Annotated in this window: 17 protein-coding genes; 10 read left to right on the top strand and 7 right to left on the bottom strand. The window is 35.2% G+C overall.

Annotation, left to right across the window (positions count from 1 at the left end; genetic code table 11):
* Positions 1 to 133 precede the first annotated feature (133 nt).
* The 5 genes from IV57_RS08410 to IV57_RS08390 all read left to right on the top strand — a co-directional run bounded on the left by IV57_RS08410 (position 134) and on the right by IV57_RS08390 (position 5597).
* Positions 134 to 676, top strand: a complete 543-nt coding sequence (locus IV57_RS08410) for a GNAT family N-acetyltransferase (RefSeq protein ID WP_057881079.1) — start codon at positions 134 to 136, stop codon at positions 674 to 676.
* Between the two features lie 64 nt (positions 677 to 740).
* Positions 741 to 1586, top strand: coding sequence for an aldo/keto reductase (locus IV57_RS08405; RefSeq protein ID WP_057881078.1), 846 nt, complete (start codon positions 741 to 743; stop codon positions 1584 to 1586).
* Positions 1587 to 1910: 324 nt separating this feature from the next.
* A complete protein-coding gene (locus IV57_RS08400) occupies positions 1911 to 3503 on the top strand; it encodes a cation:proton antiporter (protein ID WP_057881077.1) in 1593 nt (530 codons plus the stop codon).
* Between the two features lie 166 nt (positions 3504 to 3669).
* Positions 3670 to 4734 (top strand): baeRF8 domain-containing protein, encoded by a 1065-nt coding sequence (locus tag IV57_RS08395; protein WP_057881076.1) that lies wholly within the window; start codon positions 3670 to 3672, stop codon positions 4732 to 4734.
* Positions 4735 to 4982: 248 nt separating this feature from the next.
* Positions 4983 to 5597: an NAD(P)H-binding protein gene (locus IV57_RS08390; RefSeq protein ID WP_057881075.1), complete on the top strand. Its 615-nt coding sequence runs from the start codon at positions 4983 to 4985 to the stop codon at positions 5595 to 5597.
* A gap of 288 nt (positions 5598 to 5885) precedes the next feature.
* On the opposite strand, the gene IV57_RS08385 is transcribed toward IV57_RS08390, so the two are convergent.
* Positions 5886 to 6455 carry a sugar O-acetyltransferase gene (locus IV57_RS08385; RefSeq protein ID WP_057881074.1) on the bottom strand — a complete coding sequence of 190 codons (570 nt, stop codon included), beginning with the start codon at positions 6453 to 6455 and terminating at the stop codon, positions 5886 to 5888.
* Between the two features lie 173 nt (positions 6456 to 6628).
* Between IV57_RS08385 and IV57_RS08380 the strand changes: the two genes are divergently transcribed.
* On the top strand, positions 6629 to 7099 hold the full coding sequence (locus tag IV57_RS08380) for an NAD(P)H-binding protein (RefSeq protein WP_057881073.1): 471 nt from the start codon (positions 6629 to 6631) through the stop codon (positions 7097 to 7099).
* A 773-nt stretch (positions 7100 to 7872) separates the two neighbouring features.
* Here IV57_RS08380 and IV57_RS08375 read toward each other — a convergent pair.
* The 5 genes from IV57_RS08375 to IV57_RS08355 form a co-directional block, all read right to left on the bottom strand.
* Positions 7873 to 9684, bottom strand: a complete 1812-nt coding sequence (locus tag IV57_RS08375) for an oligopeptide ABC transporter substrate-binding protein (protein ID WP_057881072.1) — start codon at positions 9682 to 9684, stop codon at positions 7873 to 7875.
* A 104-nt stretch (positions 9685 to 9788) separates the two neighbouring features.
* Entirely contained in the window at positions 9789 to 10739 is a 951-nt protein-coding gene (locus IV57_RS08370; protein ID WP_057881071.1) for an ABC transporter permease, read from the bottom strand.
* Between the two features lie 14 nt (positions 10740 to 10753).
* Positions 10754 to 11713: an ABC transporter permease gene (locus IV57_RS08365; RefSeq protein WP_057881070.1), complete on the bottom strand. Its 960-nt coding sequence runs from the start codon at positions 11711 to 11713 to the stop codon at positions 10754 to 10756.
* Positions 11713 to 12684, bottom strand: coding sequence for an ATP-binding cassette domain-containing protein (locus tag IV57_RS08360; RefSeq protein WP_057881069.1), 972 nt, complete (start codon positions 12682 to 12684; stop codon positions 11713 to 11715). Before IV57_RS08360 ends, IV57_RS08365 begins: the two co-directional genes overlap by 1 nt.
* The gene (locus IV57_RS08355) at positions 12681 to 13694 is read right to left on the bottom strand and encodes an ABC transporter ATP-binding protein (protein WP_057881068.1); all 1014 of its coding nucleotides are present in this window, start codon (positions 13692 to 13694) and stop codon (positions 12681 to 12683) included. The genes IV57_RS08360 and IV57_RS08355 overlap by 4 nt, the downstream gene beginning before the upstream one ends.
* Before the next feature lie 517 nt (positions 13695 to 14211).
* Here IV57_RS08355 and IV57_RS08350 point away from each other — a divergent pair.
* Positions 14212 to 14700 carry a hypothetical protein gene (locus IV57_RS08350; protein WP_057881067.1) on the top strand — a complete coding sequence of 163 codons (489 nt, stop codon included), beginning with the start codon at positions 14212 to 14214 and terminating at the stop codon, positions 14698 to 14700.
* A 153-nt stretch (positions 14701 to 14853) separates the two neighbouring features.
* Here the strand turns inward: IV57_RS08350 and IV57_RS08345 are convergent, their stop codons facing one another.
* A complete protein-coding gene (locus tag IV57_RS08345; RefSeq protein ID WP_057881066.1) occupies positions 14854 to 15078 on the bottom strand; it encodes a hypothetical protein in 225 nt (74 codons plus the stop codon).
* Positions 15079 to 15230: 152 nt separating this feature from the next.
* Here IV57_RS08345 and IV57_RS08340 point away from each other — a divergent pair, with 152 nt between their 5' ends.
* From IV57_RS08340 to IV57_RS08330, 3 genes are all read left to right on the top strand, one after another.
* A complete protein-coding gene (locus IV57_RS08340) occupies positions 15231 to 15485 on the top strand; it encodes a hypothetical protein (RefSeq protein WP_057881065.1) in 255 nt (84 codons plus the stop codon).
* A 415-nt stretch (positions 15486 to 15900) separates the two neighbouring features.
* On the top strand, positions 15901 to 18237 hold the full coding sequence (locus IV57_RS08335; protein ID WP_057881064.1) for a glycoside hydrolase family 65 protein: 2337 nt from the start codon (positions 15901 to 15903) through the stop codon (positions 18235 to 18237).
* A gap of 430 nt (positions 18238 to 18667) precedes the next feature.
* Complete coding sequence (locus IV57_RS08330; protein ID WP_057881063.1) at positions 18668 to 19477, top strand: SDR family NAD(P)-dependent oxidoreductase; 810 nt, start codon at positions 18668 to 18670, stop codon at positions 19475 to 19477.
* The last annotated feature ends 8 nt before the right edge of the window (positions 19478 to 19485 follow it).

Raw genomic sequence — 19485 nt, 5'->3', positions numbered from 1 at the left:
ACGCTAACGATAGGGACTGACATATGTCAGTTCCTTTTTTTGTGCCCTCATTTTTTTGATGTGAACTGTAAAAATGGTTAGTTTTATGGTTAAATATTCAGTTATAAAATACTCTAATGAGAAGGTATAGTGAATGACAAAGATTAGACAGGCTACTGAAAATGATGCCCAGGAATTGCTTGATATTTATGGACCATATATTACTAATACCACAATTACATTCGAAGATGTAATTCCTGCAGTTGAAAACTTCAAACAACGAATCAAGGATATTTCGGAGACTTTCCCATATCTTGTTGCAATGGATGATACTGGTAAAATACTTGGTTATGCATATGCTCATTTTTATGGACCACGAGCAGCGTATGCTTGGACCGTTGAGGCCAGTATATATGTTGATCATAACTACGAAGGACATGGTTTAGGGACCAAACTGTACAAAGAGTTAGAGGATATATTGAAACAGCAGGGGGTCGTTAACTTGATGGCCTGCATTACGGAAGAAAATGCCAATAGTATCAAATTCCACGAAAAATTTGGTTATGAGAAAGTCGGTACTTTTAAAAAAGTGGGTTATAAATTCCACCGCTGGTTAGATGTTACTTGGATGCAAAAAACTCTAAATACTCGTCAGAAAAATATGTCTAAAATCATTCCTTATAATGAATTAAGTTAAAATGTTTGACCTAGAGTTACCTCTAAGGTTTATTATCAACTTATGATCTGAAGGGAGTATTTTTATGACAAAGCTAACAGATACATTTGATATATATAATGGTGTAAAAATTCCTCAAGTAGCTTTTGGTACATGGCAAATTCCTGCCAGCAAAGCTAGACAAGCAGTAAAGGACGCAATTGATGTGGGTTATAGACATATCGATACAGCTCTTGTCTATGAGAATGAAAAAGAAGTTGGGCAAGGTATCAAGGATTCTGGCGTAAAGCGTGAGGACTTATTCGTCACTTCTAAATTGCCAGCTGAAACAAAGACTTATAAGGGCGCTTTAGCCGATTTTGAAACAACTATGAAGAATTTGGATATCGATTATTTAGATCTTTATCTAGTACATGCTCCATGGCCATGGGGCCAAATTGGTGCCAACTATGATGAAGGTAACGTTGATATTTGGTGTGCTATGGAAGAAATTTATAAGTCAGGCCGTGTTAAAGCTATTGGTGTTTCAAACTTTAACGTGCATGATTTGGAAAATATTATGAAGACTGCCACAGTTAAACCGATGGTCGATCAGATTCAATATTACATTGGATTTACCGAACCGAAGATTACTGAATTTGCTAAAAAGAATGATATTTTGGTGGAAGCATATTCACCATTGGCAACTGGTGGTTTGATCAACAATCAAGCTGTATTGAAGATTGCTGAAAAATATGATGTAAGTGTGCCACAATTAGCTATTAAATTTGTTATCCAAAATGGAGTTTTGCCATTGCCAAAGGCTGTTCATAAGGAACATATTGTCGCTAATACTAAATTGGAATTCGAAATTAGTGCTGAAGATATGAAAGTATTAAATTCAATGCCTGATACAGCACCATCACATTTTCATAACCCAACACAGGGTTAAGGAGATATAAATATAAATATAATTCAAAAAGGAGCTTTAACTTCGATTACGGAAGTTAAAGCTCCTTTTTGATGGGAAGGAAACGATTAATTGTAATAGTGAGGGTTAGAAATAGAGCTACTTTTAAAGGCTTTGAAGTTATTCGGTAAATTTGGTGGTATGAAAGAATAAAATCTCTTCAAGGACTAATGGTGGGGTCTGGATATAGTTAGGAATTAATCTATTGCGAATAAATACCATAATTGGAAAGATGAGTTTTCGACTAATGTTTTTTAATTTTAATAGACATATTGTAATATTAAGATAGATAAAGGGGATGAGGTCATGGGGCTTTATGAATCAACTTTTGCGATCCTAATTGCAGTTGCATTTGGTAATATTATTTCAAAATTGGTTCCGAAGGTTTCTGCAACATATATCAATTTATTAGTAGGGATAATCTTTGGTATTATTCCATTTACCAATCATATGATTTTAGGATTTGATAATGAAATATTTATGTTGCTGATAATTGCGCCATTACTGTTCTTTGAAGGACAGAAGACGATGAATTTTATTATTTGGCAAAAATATCGCAATATTATTAGTGCAGCAGTAATTCTAGCGGTAATCATTGCCATAGTGGGAATGCTGACAATCCATGCTTTGATGGGAGTCGCTTTGCCATTAGCCTTAATTATTGCAGCTATCAGTACCCCTACGGATGCAACGGCATTGGAGTCAGTTTCGGATGGCCTAGTTTTACCTAAAAAAATTGGTTCAATGTTAAAAATGGAATCACTATTTAATGATGCAACTGGAATTGTGTTGCTACAGGCAGGATTGATTTGGTTTCAAACGGGAAAGTTTTCATTTGCGGCTAATTCAAAAGCATTTTTTGTTTCAGCAATTGGAGGAATGTTCTTTGGAGTCGCTTTTGCATTCGCCACGATGGTTTTCCGACAATGGTTAGTACGAACAAAAATAAATGTTATTTCCTCACAGACTCTGATTTTTATTTTGACCCCCTATATAATTTATATTTTGTCTGAAAAATTTGAACTCTCAGGAATTATTGCTGTGGTCAGTGCTGGTTTGGTTTTTAATAGTGAAGTTAGAAGAAGTCGTTTTACTTCGCCACGCCAGATGCACTTTGGTGTTCAGTTGATGAACTTTTTAAATGAAGTTTTAAATAGCTTTGTTTTCGTCGTTTTAGGGATTAGCTTGGAAAGAATTGTTGTCCAACAAACAAAGAATATCTCGACATCATTTACTTGGTTGATGATTGCTGTGTTGATTTATTTGTCATCATTGGTTGTTAGGTTTTTGTACGCAAAACTAATTAGTAAATTGACTTCTTATGAGGCTATGGTCTTTTCACTTGGTGGTGTTCATGGGTCAGTCACTTTGGCAATGGCGTTCTCTGTTATTGGAGTAAGCATCAAAAATAATTCTAGAACGTTTGATTTAATTATCTTGGTGGAATCAGTTGTTATCATTTTGAGTATGATCGTGCCTACGATAGCCTTTAAATTTATCTTGAAAAAAGTTCCACAAAATAAAATATCGACTGATGTTGTAAAAATTCGTCGAGAGATGGTCGATTTGGGTATTAAAAGTATTGATGATCTAGACGGTATTTCTCAAGCAGTTAAAGATAGTGTGATTTATGACTTGCAGGATCAAATGCGAGAGAACAGTGTAGGTGACTATTTACAGCAATGGAATAGCGTCAATGGATCAGTCGGAATTTTCGCCTCGGATTTGCGGGAACAAGAGCATAAGGCCTTGTTGCATGCTTTTGGAGTTGAACAGCATTATCTAATTTCAGTAGCGGATAAAAAAATTATTGATCGTAAATATTTGGATGACATTTTTAGTGAGTTATTATTAGCTGAATCAATAATCCTAGATCCAGGTAATCAAATTGAAGAGTAATGAATAAACGAGAGTGGGCACTGTTTACCTTAAGCGGAAACAATTATGCTGCAAACTCTTTTTTTTATAGATAAATTTATATAATTGTTAGACAAAAGTATCTACATCATGCTAATATAAAAATATACTAATGATAACTATAAGATTTTACATAAGGAGATGAACTATGAAATTAAAAAACGATAACTTAATGAGACTATTGACAACCGATATGGAACCCCAAATTAGCATTATTTTACCGATTCATCCGGAAACTCCTCAGGTAGAAAGTAATATTCTTACTTACAAGAATCTTCTAAAAGATGTTAAAAAAGATTTAGAGTACAACTATCCACGTCGGGAGTGGAATAACGTTGTTGAAAAATTAGATGCTTTAGTCCTCGATCGAAGTTTATGGAATGATGCAAAAAAAGCCTTATTGATTTTTGCTAACAATGAAACCATGGAAATTTGTGAAATGGAACATACAGTATTAGCTAAGGAACATGTTGGTAGTACTTTCTTAGTACAAGATTTATTACTACCAGAGGAAAATATTCAAAAATCAGATTATCTAATCAATATTAGTCGAGATCGGATTCATATCTTTGAGACTGATAATTTGAAAGAAATTGAAATAGAAGGACTGCATACCAAATTTGCTGATTATTATTCAGATTTTGATGCCAATTCGAATGTGAATTCAGGTTCATATGGTGGCTTAAATGCTACTTACCACGGGCATCGTGCCAAATCTGAAGAACAACAAAAGGATCAGTCAATCTACTATCAATATTTGGATAAAGAGTTGATGGAACTGCATCGAAGTAAGGGATATAGTTTTGTTCTGGCAGGTTTACCAGAGGTGTTAGATGTCTACCTTAAATCGTATGGTGATAGTAGCTATATCGGAGGAATCATGCATGGACCGATATTTAATCTATCTCATGTGGAATTAGTAGAAAGATTAAACGAATTTTATGCTTTTGAAAGAATGGCTGGGGTGGAAAAAGTTAAACACGATATCGATATAGCCAGCAGAGAGAATCGAATTATCAATGATTTAAATACCATTGATTTTGCTTTAAGCAATCGGGATGTTAAGTCGTTAGTGTCGTTTAATGATGGTAGTTCATATTCAGTGGAGCATAATAAGTTGCTGATTAAATCTCTGATTAATAAAATCAATTGTCGAGTTTTATATACCGTCGACGATAATAGTTATCCTAGTATGAATGCAATTTTGTATTAGTGTAGTACTGCTATCCACCAAACATAGATTTAATTGGTGTTGAATTCTAAAACAATTCCCTGTGTTGATTGGTATATCCAGTTAATACAGGGAATTTGTTGTATCGAATTAAAATAATCAATTATAAATGAGAGACATAAGAACCGTACTTTTGACTGTATGTCCACCTGGAACTCCAACATCAAACTAAAGAAAGATGTACCATATAGGTGTAACTGAGAAGTAAAAATAAATCGGAGGTAGAGAAAATGGCAAATGTATTAATAATTGGTGCAACAAGTTCAATGGGACAACTTGCAGCAAGATATTTCCTGAACAAAACTGATGATAATATTACTTTGATGGCACGTTATACTGGGCTTTTATCACCAATTGATGAAAAACGGGAACGTGTATTTCAAGGAGACATTATTGATGAACAGATTTTGAGTGATGCAATGAAGGGTATTGATGTGGTTTTGGTATCACTCGATAGTAATGAGGAACGTTTGATTCAAAAAATTATTGATATGATGGATAAACATGGTATCAAGCGATTCTTATTCCTAACATCTATGGGGATTTGTAATGAGGTTCCACTTACTACTGGTGCATCAGGCAATTTGACTGAGGACTCGATTTTGAATCCTTATAAAGAAGTTATTAGTGTAATTGAGAATTCCGATTTGAACTACACTATCATTCGTCCTAGCTGGTTAGACGATGGAAAAGATGTTGATAATTATGAGATCACTCATAATGGCACACCATATCGTGAAAATGACGTTTCACGTGAAAGCGTGGCGGATCTTATCGTTCGTCTAGCCCACAATGACAAGTTGGGTTCACATGATGATTTGGCAATTAGTCGTAAGACAGAATAGGTAAAAACACCTAATACTTCTGATTAAGGTTTGGCTAAAATGAGAGCGTACTTAACTTTCCTTCTTTCCAATCTTTACTCCAGACTAAATAATATTTTAAATCTAAAGAGACTCATATGATCTGATATACTTATCAGATCATATGAGTCTCTTTGTTGTTAAAATGAATTGGAATAAATATTCGTAAAATAATTTAAATTAATAAAGCTAAAGGATATTCACCTAGTCTGGAGTAAAAAATCGATGGACTAAATAGCCCGCTATGTTCCAGCCTAATCATTTTTTTAGTTATGCTTGGGGTTTATTTTCGCGTAAAATTTTAGCAGGGTTACCAACAACAATAACATTGTCAGGGAATGAGTGTGTGACAACTGAACCAGCACCGACAATAACATTATTGCCTAATGTTACTCCGGGAAGAATACTGGCACCGCCACCGACCCAAACATCGTTACCGATGGTGATTGGAGCTGTAGTTTCAGCTTCAGTACGACGAATAGCTGGATCTAGGGGATGTTGTGGTGTGTAGAGACCGACTTTTGGTCCAAACTTAACATCATTACCGATAGTGATTTTACCTTCGTCACAGATCATTACATCGTGATTAGCGTAGAAATGGTTACCGATAGTGATATTAATACCATAACTAAAATAAATTGTTGGTTCAACGAAGAACCGATCACCAGCTGATTTTAGTAGACTTTTGATATTTTGATTACGAGTTTTACTGTCAGAAATGCGATTGTAATCCATGAGTTTGTTGCGGACATCGATACGTAATCCGGCTAAATCCTCAGACTCCAAATACATTTCTCCATTGATCATTTTCTGGTACGATGAATCTTCTTCAATATTCATTTATAAATCTCTCCTCAAATTTGACGATACAATAAGCATAGCACACTGACCAAATGCTTGTGATATTGGTAAATAATCTGAAAAATATGACAGAAAAGGTTCAAAAATTTGTTAAGACTGATATTATCAGGTTAGAATTGAAAATCCTTTAGTAGTTAAGTAGGAGGTTGCCAATGAATGTTTTGATTTTAGGTGCGAATAGTAAGATTGCTCAATTAGTTGAGCAACAAATTTTATATGATAAGGCGTTTGCGGATACTAAGTTAACAATGTTTTTAGATGAAGATAGGTCGATCAATGATTTGGAAAGTTCTCAGGCAAGTGTAATCGTTGGTGACAGTAATAACTTATCTGATTTGGAGGCCGCCACTGAAGATCAGGATGTTGTGTTTGATATTACCGAAGCAACTAATAAGGAACAAATAACAACTAAATTGATGCAGGCAATGGAAGCTAATGGTGTGATCAGAATTGTTTCGGTCAATGATTTTAATGATCAGTCAACTAGGCTTTATCAAGATAAAGGTTTTAACTACACCTTCTTACGCAGAGAAAGTAATGTTGATAATAAATTAGTTGAAGTTATTTTAAGGATCATTGATGATTCAGGATACTTGTTAAATAAGGATATCAAGTTGAATTAGATTGGTTCTTTTTCTGAAGTTTGGTTAGAGCGGGAGCGTGTTTAACTTCCCGTCTTCCGTAAAAATCGGGAATTGGCTGGAACGCTGTGGACACGACTTGGAGCCAACCAAAGACCGGTTGTCTTCAAGCTCGGTCTTATCCTAAGCCAGCACAAATCGCTGACTAAGGATAATTTCACAGCTGAGCCATTCCCAATTTTTACTCCAGACTAAATAACATTTTAATTATTTTGTTAGTTAAAAATAATTTTTCATTTATTGATTTTACATAATATTTTCAACACAAATAGTCCATATTAACTGATTATAATGTCAGATAATATGGACTATTTGTGTCTTTAATTATAAAACTAAACAAATTAGAAACTTTTAAAATATTTTAAGTAACTAAAAATAGAAACAACTATCTAGTCTGGAACAAAAATTGAAATTGGCTCAGTAGTGAAGTTGTTCTTAGTGGGGAACCCACTTAGAACAAGGCCGAACTTGAAGACAACATGGTTCTTGTTGGCTCCAAGTCGTGCCCACTACGTTCCAGACAAATTTCGATTTTTGTGGAAGACGGCAGCATAATGACAACTTCGTTGATTTATGCTCTAATCGAACTTCAGTAAGAATCTTAGACCAGACAAAAAGGTTGAAGCAACTTGGATCGGGAATTATCCAAGAAGTTTCAGCCTTTTTTGAGGTTTTATAATTCAAATCTATTAACCATTTTTTATGTGTGTGTAATGGGAGAATGGTTAATTCGATAATGAACGAGGTACCATTGACTACTTCATACTTGAAGAAGTCAATGTAAGGTTACTGTAGAAGTCAACATCGTTAGCAGGACTAATGTTAAAGCCTTTCACACGGTTGTTGACTGGTTGCCATGCATATGAGAATTGTTCACCAACAACACCGGCTTGACTGTTCATATATTCTTGCCAATCCTTGAATGTCTTAGTACGGCTCTTGTCGTTCCAAGCAGAACTATCATTCATCTTGTTGATCAATTGAGTATTCTTAGCAGTAGCAAAGTGACCCATGTTGAATGGAGCAGTTTCACCATATAGTTGTGATTGTGAAGGTTCTGATGATAGTGACCAAACACCTAACCAGAGATCCATAGTGTTTTGACTAGGTTTTTGGAGTGTGTCATAGAAACTATTTGTTTCAATTGGTTTACCGTTAACCAACTTAACGTTCAAACCAACTTTGTGCCATTGTTGTAAGTAATCTTGGTAAGTAGCTTCAGTAGTAGCGTTACTTGACATAGCACCGAAGTGAATTGTAAGTGGTTTGCCTTGTGGATCTGAGCGCCACTTGCTACCGTTACGTTTCTTGTATCCAGCATCATCAAGTAACTTGTTAGCTTTCTTGATGTTTAAAGCATATCCAGCAGCATTTTTATCATAGTATTTTTGGAAGACTGGTGGAATTAAAGTATTGGCACGTTGTTTAACGCCGTTACCAAATTTCTTAGAAACTTGATCAACGTTTAGAGCGTACATCATAGCTTGACGAAGGCTCTTATTAGACATTTTCTTGCTTGGATCTTCAACGTTTTTACCAGTTTTAGTATCGAAATGACCTAAATTGAAGGCAAAGTAGCTATAACCTAATGAAGGTTCGCCGACATTAGTAAAGCCTTTGACATTCTTTAAGTTCTTGTAGTCAGTACCACCAAGGGAAGCGGCGGGGAATGGAACAACAGAATCATATTTCTTTGATTGAAGAGCTTTGTCAATATTGTTCAAAGAAACAACGTTGATAGTAATGTGGCCAATTTGAGCTTTCTTGCCGTAGTAGAACTTGTTTGGTGACCAACTAGTTGATTCACCTTCAACAACTTTATCTAGCTTGTAAGCACCGGTAAAGATAGGGTTCTTACGGACGGGAGCTGATGAAGCAAGTTTAGCGATAGGAATGTTCTTGATGTGTTCATATGGTTCAATATATTGTGAAATATATGAATTACCAACGAACTGCATGCTTGGTGACATCTTTTGGAAGTGAATAACGGCAACTTTACCATTTTCACCATCAGGCATTGTGATACCAGAAATAGTATCAGCAGTTCCCTTATGATAGGCAGCCATACCTTCGATGTTTTCAAAGTCAGATGAGTATTGACTTGAAGTTGAATCCTTGTTGCCTAAGACTTCATAAGCGTATTCAATATCTTTAGCAATGACAGGTGATCCATTGGACCATTTACCATTTTTACGGATAGTGATGGTAGCAGTTTTAGCTGAACGGTCAAGCTTTTGATCAGCAAGTCCACCGGAGATGATTTTGTAGTTCTTATCATATTTGAATAAATTATTTAAGTTACCTGGTGCAAAGGCCATAGAATCGGAAGCATTAGAAGCTAGTTGAGGATCAGTAATACCTTGGAAAGGTGAATTGCTGACCAAAGCCAGTTTCAAAGTACCGTTCTTAGTAGCAGTTTTATCAGTTGCGTCTGAATTTTTATAAGTAGTTGAGAACTTAACAGCAGCGTTTGAGGATGAAGAGCTGTTGTTAGAACAACCGGCAAGTGTCAAAACAGCTAAAAAGGTAACTGCAGCGACAACAAGTTTATTTTTGGTTTTAACCATTGTGTGTTTCCCCCTTAAAATTTATAACCCTAAATACTTTGTAATATGGTGCAAAATTCAATCATTAGTAGGCACCATCTCCCTAAAATTATTTCTTGATTAAATTAATCTGTAATTCCATGACGTTGAGAAGCATCAGCTGAACGACGGACAACTTGACCGATATAACTGATCGATAAACAAAGAATGATAATCAAAATAGCGGCAGGTAACCAAGTCCACCAGTATTGTGTGATGTTATTAGGATCATTAGCATTAGCAATCAAAGTACCAAGTGATGGTGTTTGAATGGGTAATCCAAAGCCTAAATATGAAAGTCCAGTTTCAACCCCAATATTTTCAGCAAAGGATAAAGTTGTATCAACGATAATCAATGAAGAAATATTAGGCATGATCTCTTTGAAGATAATTTTGAAATTACTAGTTCCTGATGTTTTAGCAGCAGCAACGTAGTCCTTCTCAGATTCTGAAAGAGTCCGTGACCGAATCAGACGGGAAGTACCTTCCCAATAAAAAATTGAAAAGATGAAGGTCAAAGTGACGGCATTGTAATTTTTGATGATGGTAACTAAAACAATGATCATCATAGTCATAGGTAGCATCATCATGAAGTCATACACACGTTGCATACCCCAGTCGATATAACCGTTGAAATAACCAGAGATTAATCCCCAACAGATACCAAAAGTTGATGAAATTAATGTCAAACCAATGGCGATACCAATTGAGTTTCTGGCTCCGACAATCAATTGCTGACCGACTGAACGGCCTCCAGTGTCAGCACCAAATAAGAAACCATTTGATCCCGGTGCGGCGTTGTAATTCATAATATTGGTTTCCATCATTTTCGGTGTGTTAATAAATAACGCCGCAATCATAACGAAAAGGATAAAACCGATAACGATTATTAAGGCTCCCATGGCTGGTTTATCAGCTTTAAATTCGTTCCAGATGATTTTGGCTGATGAAGGAGTAGCCTCTTCACTGGCCTCTTTAGTAAGTCGATCCAAGTCGGCCGCAGAAATATTTGAATGTTTATTTAAATTTTCTTCCATAATTAACGGCCCCCTTATTGAATTCGAATTCTAGGATCAACGATACTAAGAATAATATCTGAAAGTAGAGTTCCTAATAGATTTAAAATTCCATAAATTAAAACAAGTGCGGTGATAACGGTGTAATCACGGTAACTAATTGAGTTGATGAAGAGTAGTCCCATACCAGGGTATGAGAAGACGGTTTCGGTAAATAGGGAACCGTTCAACAATCCGGTAATTGAGTAACCTGCAAAAGCAGCAATTGGTAGGAGCGAATTTCTAAAGATATGATGTTTGTAAATATCTTTTTCTGGAACGCCTTTAGAACGGGCAGTTCTGACATAATCAGAACGTTTAGCGTCAATAACTTCAGAACGAAGGTATTGCACGACATTGACGGTTCCAAACAAGGCACCCAAGATACCAGGTAGCAAAATATGGTAAATACGAGAACCAACTGATTGAATTCCTGGTGTGGCAGTTGAAGAGATTGAACCAGTTGTAGGGAACCAACCAAGAACGAATCCGAAGATCCAAACGCCAATAACTAAGATAACGAAGAAGGGAATACAGAAGGTAACATAGGTATAAACTCGGATAATGCTATCGGGTAGTTTACCTTCATGCTTAGCTGCATACATGCCCATTGGTAAAGCAATACAGTAAGTTAAAATGGTTGTGAATAAAGCTAACCAAAGGGTGTTGATGGCACGACCACCAATCAAACGAGTAACTGGTTCTTGGTATTGGTAACTATTTCCCAGATTACCGTGGAACAAGTGGACGACCCAGTTCCAATATTGTTGATACCAAGGATCGTACAAGCCATTAATTTTCATTAAGTGGTGAAGTTGAGCGGGATCGGCTTTCGGGTTAATGGAACCGGTGAACGGATCACCAGGCATAGCCTTAGCTAATAGGAAAACTAAAATACTTAGGATAATAATTTCAGGAATCATAATTAAGATACGACGGAGAATTGTTTTCCACATTATGCTTTTACCTCTCCTTCTTGAACGATTTGTTGGGCCAATGCTTCAGGTAAAGCCACTGCATGCGTTGGTGATACTTGAACTAAAGGATAAGCGTCACCGTGTTCGTCATAATATTTATCTTGTTGTTCACGATAAACTTGTTCAACGGCTAAACGAGCCTCACGGTGAGCCTTACGTTGACTAACATTAGTTTCAGGGATAGCTGCTAGGAGTCGTTTGGTATAAATATGTAAGGGATGATTATAAATATCATCACGAGTACCAATTTCGACTAAACGACCGCGGTTCATGATGGCGATGTTATTACACATATGTCTGACAACACCTAGATCATGAGAAATGAAGAGATAAGAGATACCAAATTCACGTTGGATTTTTTTCATAAAGTTTAAAACTTGTGCTTGAACAGAAAGGTCCAAAGCAGAAACAGGTTCGTCAGCGATGATCAATTTGGGGTTAGTAGCAACCGCTCGAGCAACACCGATACGTTGTCTTTGACCACCAGAGAATTGGTGGGGGTACTTGTATAAGGCATCAGCATCAAGACCAACAATATCTAATAATTGCAGAACTCGTAGTTTTTCATCATCTTTACTAAGATGTTCAAAGTTACGTAGTGGTTCAGCAATAATATCTTCAATTCTCTTCCGGGGATTTAAACTGGAAAGGGAATCTTGGAAAATCATTTGGACATCATGATTGTAATCGAGGTGGTTACGATTTGATTTTTTGGTGATATCTTTTCCTTTGTACATGATTGAACCGCTAGTAACCTTTTCAAGACCAACGACAGATTTACCAGTGGTTGATTTTCCAGAACCGGATTCACCAACTAAACCATAAGTTTCACCGGCTTCAATATTAAAACTGATACCATCAACAGCTTTAACTGAGTCAGTCACACGGTTCCAGAAACCGGAGCGAATAGGATAGTGAACTTTTAAATCTTTGATTTCAATTAGACTCATGCTTTCACATCCTCCGCTTCATCAGGAAACTTAAATTCTTTGTAACAGGTGCAACGAACTTCATGTCCAGTTTCAATTACATGCATCACGGGATCTTTTTCATGAGCCGATTCAGGGACCCAAGGAATTCTGGGAGCAAAACGATCACCTTCATGAGGCATTCTTTGTAGTGAAGGAACATTGCCTTGAATGACATACAAATCATCATTTTGATTTTCCAATTGAGGCATTGATCTTAACAATGAACGAGTGTAGGGATGTTTAGGCGTGTTGAATATTTGTTCAGCTGAACCTTGTTCAACAATTTGACCAGCATACATAACTGCTACACGGTCGGCGGTTTCAGCAACAACTCCTAAATCATGAGTGATCAAAATGATACCAGCGTGATTTTCTTTTTGAATTTCACGAAGAACGTCGAGAATTTGGGCCTGAATGGTTACATCCAAAGCGGTCGTTGGTTCATCAGCAATGATTAAATCGGGCTTACAGGCGATGGCAATGGCAATGATGACCCGTTGACGCATACCACCTGATAATTCATGAGGGAATTGATGAGCAGTTCTTTTAGGATTAACAATTCCTACTTGATCAAGTAATTCTAAAACTCGGTCATGTTTTTGTTCTGCGGTGAAATTAGTGTGATAATCCATTACTTCACTGATTTGATCTTCAATTCTTTTAAGTGGATTCAAAGCAGATAATGGATCTTGAAAAATCATACCGATTTTTGCGCCCCGGAACTTGTTGTAGCCAGCTTCATTGAGTGTTAACAAATTAGTGCCTTCGAAATCAACTTCTCCAGAAATTTTTGTTTCGGCTGGATCATGTAATCCCATAATGGTTGTAGCTAAAGTACTCTTACCACAGCCAGATTCACCAACAATTGCAAGTATTTCATCGTGATGCACCTCTAAGTTGATGTGAGAAATGGCATCGTAATACTTACCATTGATTTTGAAAGCAGTGCTGACGTCCTTTATATTTAAGAATTCTGATGTGGATTCCAAGAAATCCCCTCCCGCTTTTTAATTTGTCTCTTATTCTCCCTAGCCATGTTAGTGGCTCACACATACGTTTGAATTGAGATACTTAATAATTGATTTTGATTATAATTAACATTTTTCTAATTTACAAGTCTTTAAATTAAAGAATTATTAAAATAATTGAACGAAAAATAAGAATATACAGAGGAAGTCTATGGCATCAGCGTGTAGGACGTTACAAAATTGGTGAGAGCGTTATCATTTATGCTTTTAAAAGACAATTTGTCTGTTTAATGCCTTTTGGCTGCAACGTTACAACGATAAATTTGATGCCAAAAGGGTAAAAAATAGGACAAATACTAGCCTATTTAGCTGTAAATTTGTCCGATGAATAAAAATTTTAAAAATGATAAATTTTATTAGAATTTAGTTTGCTGAAAGGATTGAAACAGGTTTTTAGTTCGTGCATACTGTCCAGACACATGTTTATGAATTTTAAAATTAAGAGTGTTAATATATCTATAAGAAAAAGGGTGGTTACATGCGTCATCGTAAAAGCAATAAGAAACCAATAATTATTACGATTGTGTCAATTTTAGTAGTTTTAGTATTATGTATCGTGTTTTTCTTTCCATTGAATAATGTTTTAAGAAATGCAACTGGCAAAGATACGGCTAGTGACAAGGTAGTTAAATCAGAATTGGTGAAAAAGGTTAAATCAAGAAAAACTGGCGACGTGGCAAAAGATGAAAAAATCGATCGTGCCGCTTCAGTTTTGAATAAGAAAAAAATGTCACAGATTATGTCGGCGGCTGATAATCAGAAACAAGCTGCGGATTTGATTGAGAATTCTTCATCATTAACAAAAGATCAATCGGAAAAGGCTGCGCAAGAGATCTTTTCGAACGATAATTATTCTGGGCTTCGCCAAGCTATTAGTGATGGTAATTGGTATCAAGCTTATCAACAATATCAAAAATTATCTGACAATGGTCAATTGAATCAATTGCAACAGGATATTAATCAATAGCCTAATATGGAAATAAAAAATCCCCTATATTAATTGGTTTGGCATGATGCCTTCCAGTTAATATGAGGGATTATTTTATTTATGAGTTAATTGTTTTGTGAATCGGCAGCTTCATTTTGATAAATTACATCTCATTTAACTGATTTAAGGTTTCTATAAGAATGTATTGGTATCCTTATCTTCAGTACTGTCGTAGAAAAAAGCTTCTATAGGAATATTATATTTATCACGAATCAGTAGGATTTCCTTTTGCGTAAATCCTAAATCGTCATTTTTTCTACGGATAGTAGAAGTTGATTTTTCTAGTAGTTTGGCAATATCACTTTGTTTGATGTTTTTTAGAGTGAAATAGGCCTTAAGATATTGATTATTGAACATAATAAATTTATTCCCCTATCCAAGTGTCTTTCCTTAATTTAGGAACAGCTTTATGTTAAGCTAGAATTACAAATTTTTCAATAAGTTTTTTGGAAAAAGTTATATTTTGAGTTAAAATATCATATATGAAAGGTATAGGTTGTATTTGACATATGATGACAATTGGAAGATATTTGAGAACTAAAAGATTTTTTAAAGAATTAACCTTGCAACAGGTCGTGGATACAGTACGAACTAACTATAACTTTTCAACATCAACTTCAGTTTTAAGTACGATTGAAACTGATAAAAACAAGATCATAGATGGAGAATTGTTATTCGTATTATCTGATTTGTATGGAATTGATTTAAATGAAATTAGCGAATTGATTTTAAAGAACCTTAAAGAAAATAATAATAGAATTTAAAAAAGTAATTAGATTAGAGGTTTTATTAGTCTAATCTTTTGTATAAAAATATAAATAACGAATTATTACTATTTATATAATAGTGATAAAAAAAACTCCACGTCAAATTTTTTTGACGTGGAGTTTTTTATTTCTTTTACAAACATGAATTGATCAGGTTTTTTATCGATAAAAACAATTAAATCATCTGTCATAAACTGATATTGATTAAACTCAATAATTTGGACACATAGTAATAATTTTTCGTTGGATGATTTTTCTAGCAAGTGTAACTTGTGGGATTAATTCAAAAAAAGTTAGGTACTTGCTTTCACATTATCGATGAAATCGTTTACAATATGTATGAGGAAGTTTAAACAGGTTAACGACATTACTAGTATTGAGGCAAAATAATATGACGAATGGATGATGAAATATGAAATTTTGCGTAGATACAAATAAAAAGAATAGCTGGTATATAGGTACTGAAGATTTTGATTCGACAATGATTAATAAAATGGAGACCTTAATGTTTCAAGGTAATGGATACTTTGGAATGAGGGCTGCGGCAGAAGAACATCAACTTAATGAGAGACGTAATATGTTTGTTTCGGGGACATTTGATGCTTTTCCAAGCGAAGTAACTGAATTACCAAGTTTGCCAGATTTAATAAATATGGAGATAAAAATCGATGGGCAGGCTTTATGTTTAAGAGATGGTCAAGTAGAGAATTATCATAAGTATTTGAATATGAAGAATGGCGAATTGATCCGTGAATTTGATTGGATCATTAACCATAAACGAATCAATTTCAAATTTTCCCGCTTTATTTCGATGCAAGACAAGCATCTGATGGTTTCCAAAGTGGAAATTGGATCTGATCGTGATGATTTAAACATCAAAATTAGATCAGGAATTGATGGTCAACAGTCTAACAGTGAAACGCAACACTTAATGGAGGGCGACAAACGATTATACGAGGGTACCTTTATTCAATTGAAAGAGGAAACTCAACAGTCGCATATCAAATTTGTTTTTAATGTCAGACATCGGGCCTATATTGATGAAGTTCTATTAAATAACAAACCATTTATTAAAATGGGTCGTCGTCAGATTTTTGGGAATTATGATGTTGATTTGAACAAGGGACAAAAATTTACTTTGGTGAAGTATGCCAACGTTTATACCAGCATTGATTCTGATGTTGATAACAATGATTTAGCCGAGTTATCGGTCAATGCCTTAAAGAAAAATTGTTTATCAAATTATCAAGAATTATTGCAAAAATCGGAGAAAATTTGGAATAAAGATATTTGGCAAAAAAATTATGTCGAAATTGATTCTGACGATATTAATCCGCAAGTAGCAATTAACTTTGCTCGTTATCAGATGGCTGCTAATACACCGCGTGATCCGAGAATGAATATTGGAGCCAAAGGGATTACTGGTGAAGGTTATAAGGGACATACTTTTTGGGATACTGAAATCTTTATGTTGCCATACTATATCTTTACGATGCCTAATGTAGCCCGTAATTTACTGAAGTATCGTTATTTAGGATTAGAAGGTGCACATAAGAAAGCACAATTTAATGATTATGATGGCTCACAATTTCCTTGGGAAGCGGCTTGGCCTAGTGATGGTGAAACAGCGCCACTTTGGGGTTCAGCTGATATTGTAACTGGTGAACCGATGAAAATTTGGTCAGGATTTATTGAACAACATGTTACTAGTGATGTGGTGATTGCGACAATGGAATATTTGAGTGCTACTGATGATCAAAAGTTTGCTGAAGATATGGGTTACGAGATTATTTTGGACGCCGCCAAATTCTGGACTAGTCGTTTGGAATATGACCAGGATCATGATAGATATGAAATTACTGACGTCATTGGTCCCGATGAATATAAGGAACACGCTGATAATAATGCTTTTACTAATTATACGGCTCAATGGTGCATTCAAAAGGCCATTAAAGTTGTTAACCTTTTGAAAGAGGATCATCCTGATTTATATGTAAAACTAGATGACAAATTAAATTTAGTAGGTGCCTATGAAGATTGGGTATCAAAGGTCAACAAAATTTATTTACCACAACCTAATGCTGATGGAGTAATTCCTGAGGATGACAAATATTTGTCCAAACCAATAATTGATCTTTCTAAATACAAATTGAATAATCAAATTAGTAATATTTTTAAGGATTACAATTTATCTCAAGTCAATGATATGCAGATAACCAAACAAGCAGATGTTTTATTATTGATCTATCTTTTTGAGAATATGTTTGATGATGATATCAAACGGAGTAATTGGGAATATTATGAACCTAAAACGACACATGATTCTTCACTCTCACTTTCAACCCATGCCATTTTGGCCAATGACTTAAAACTAGATGAGTCAGCCTATAATTTCTATGAAATGGCCTGTGAAACTGATCTAGGTGTGCATATTGGAAAATCAGTTCAAGGATTACATATGGCAGCCTGTGGTGGAATTTGGAATATGACGATTGAAGGATTCGGTGGTGTCAGAATTACCAATGGTAAATTAAGAATCGAACCGCACTTACCAGCTACTTGGCGGAATTTGAAATTCCAAATCAATTGGCAAGGTAGCCTACTAAAGGTTTGTGTGGTCAATGATAAAATGTCAGTCGAAGTTGTGGGGGATAGCATCGAATTTGTTAATCAGAATCAAGATTATCAAGTTCCGGCTAACTCTAGAATTGAAATTGAAGTACCAGTTGAGGAAACAGTTGAAAGATAGTAATAAAAGCGAGTGGGATATAACATGGCCAGTTCTTGAGCATTAAGGCAAAAAGGTCTGTTAATCATCTTCTGTTTCTGATGTTTGGTTAAAAATTCCGTCTGCCACAACAAAGCTGGTTGATTCTTATTAATTTAAAATAAAAATCACACCATATTATTGTGAATCTCTTAATTGAGGATTCATAAATAATATAGTGTGATTTATTTATTTGAAAATGTATCCCATTTAATAATCGAACTTGAGTAAGAACCATCTTCTGGTTACTACGGGTCTGTTTGTTTTAAGCAGAAAGAGTTAAGTTATTTTCCACATTTAAAGTAAAAACAGTTATGTCCAAAATTATTTTGATGTTAAACCAAGAAATCTAGGTTTCATGCATGGTTTACGCTAAAATAAGAATAACGTAATGTTTCGGAGGTAACTTTCTATGACGAGAGTCGTAATTATTACAGGAATTTCATCAGGTATGGGACGGGCAGCAGCTTTGTACTTTCAAAAACAAGGTTTTGAAGTATATGGCGGTGCCAGACGAATAGCTAGATTAATTGATTTGAATGAACTAGGCATCCATACGCAGAAATTGGATGTGACTGATAAGTTATCCATTCGTGGATTGGTTGATCATGTCATCAAGGAACAGGGACGAATTGATATCTTGATCAATAACGCAGGTTATGGAGAATATGGTCCCTTAGAGGAAATACCAATTGAGAATGCTAGAAGACAATTTGAAGTAAATTTATTCGCTGTCAATCAATTAACACAACTAGTTTTACCAGTTATGAGACGTCAAAAATCTGGGCGAATTATTAACATTTCTTCAATTGCGGCGGATGTTTATAGTCCTTTGGGTGGTTGGTATCACGCAACTAAAGCTGGATTGAATATGTGGAGTGATGTTTTAGATCAAGAAGTTAAACCATTTGGAATTCGTTCAGTTGTGATTCAACCAGGATTGACCAAATCAGAGTGGAGTAAAATTGCGATGGAAAATGCTCGCAAGAATTTGTTAAAAAACTCTCCATATACTGGTTTGGTTGATAAGGTGGAAAAACTTTTCTCAGAGATTAGTACCGGAGCAACTTCTGAGGATTTAGCTAAAGTATTCTATCAAGCTGCGACTGATTCTAGACCAAAACGTAGATATTACAATTCAATTATGGATCATGGCATGGTAATGGTTGCGCGGACAATGCCGAATACATATCGGGCAGTATTATCGAGATTGATGAAATAGGGGAATGA

Source organism: Companilactobacillus kimchiensis (assembly GCF_001438805.1).
Lineage (GTDB): Bacteria > Bacillota > Bacilli > Lactobacillales > Lactobacillaceae > Companilactobacillus > Companilactobacillus kimchiensis.
This window is presented reverse-complemented; position numbering and strand designations above follow the sequence as displayed.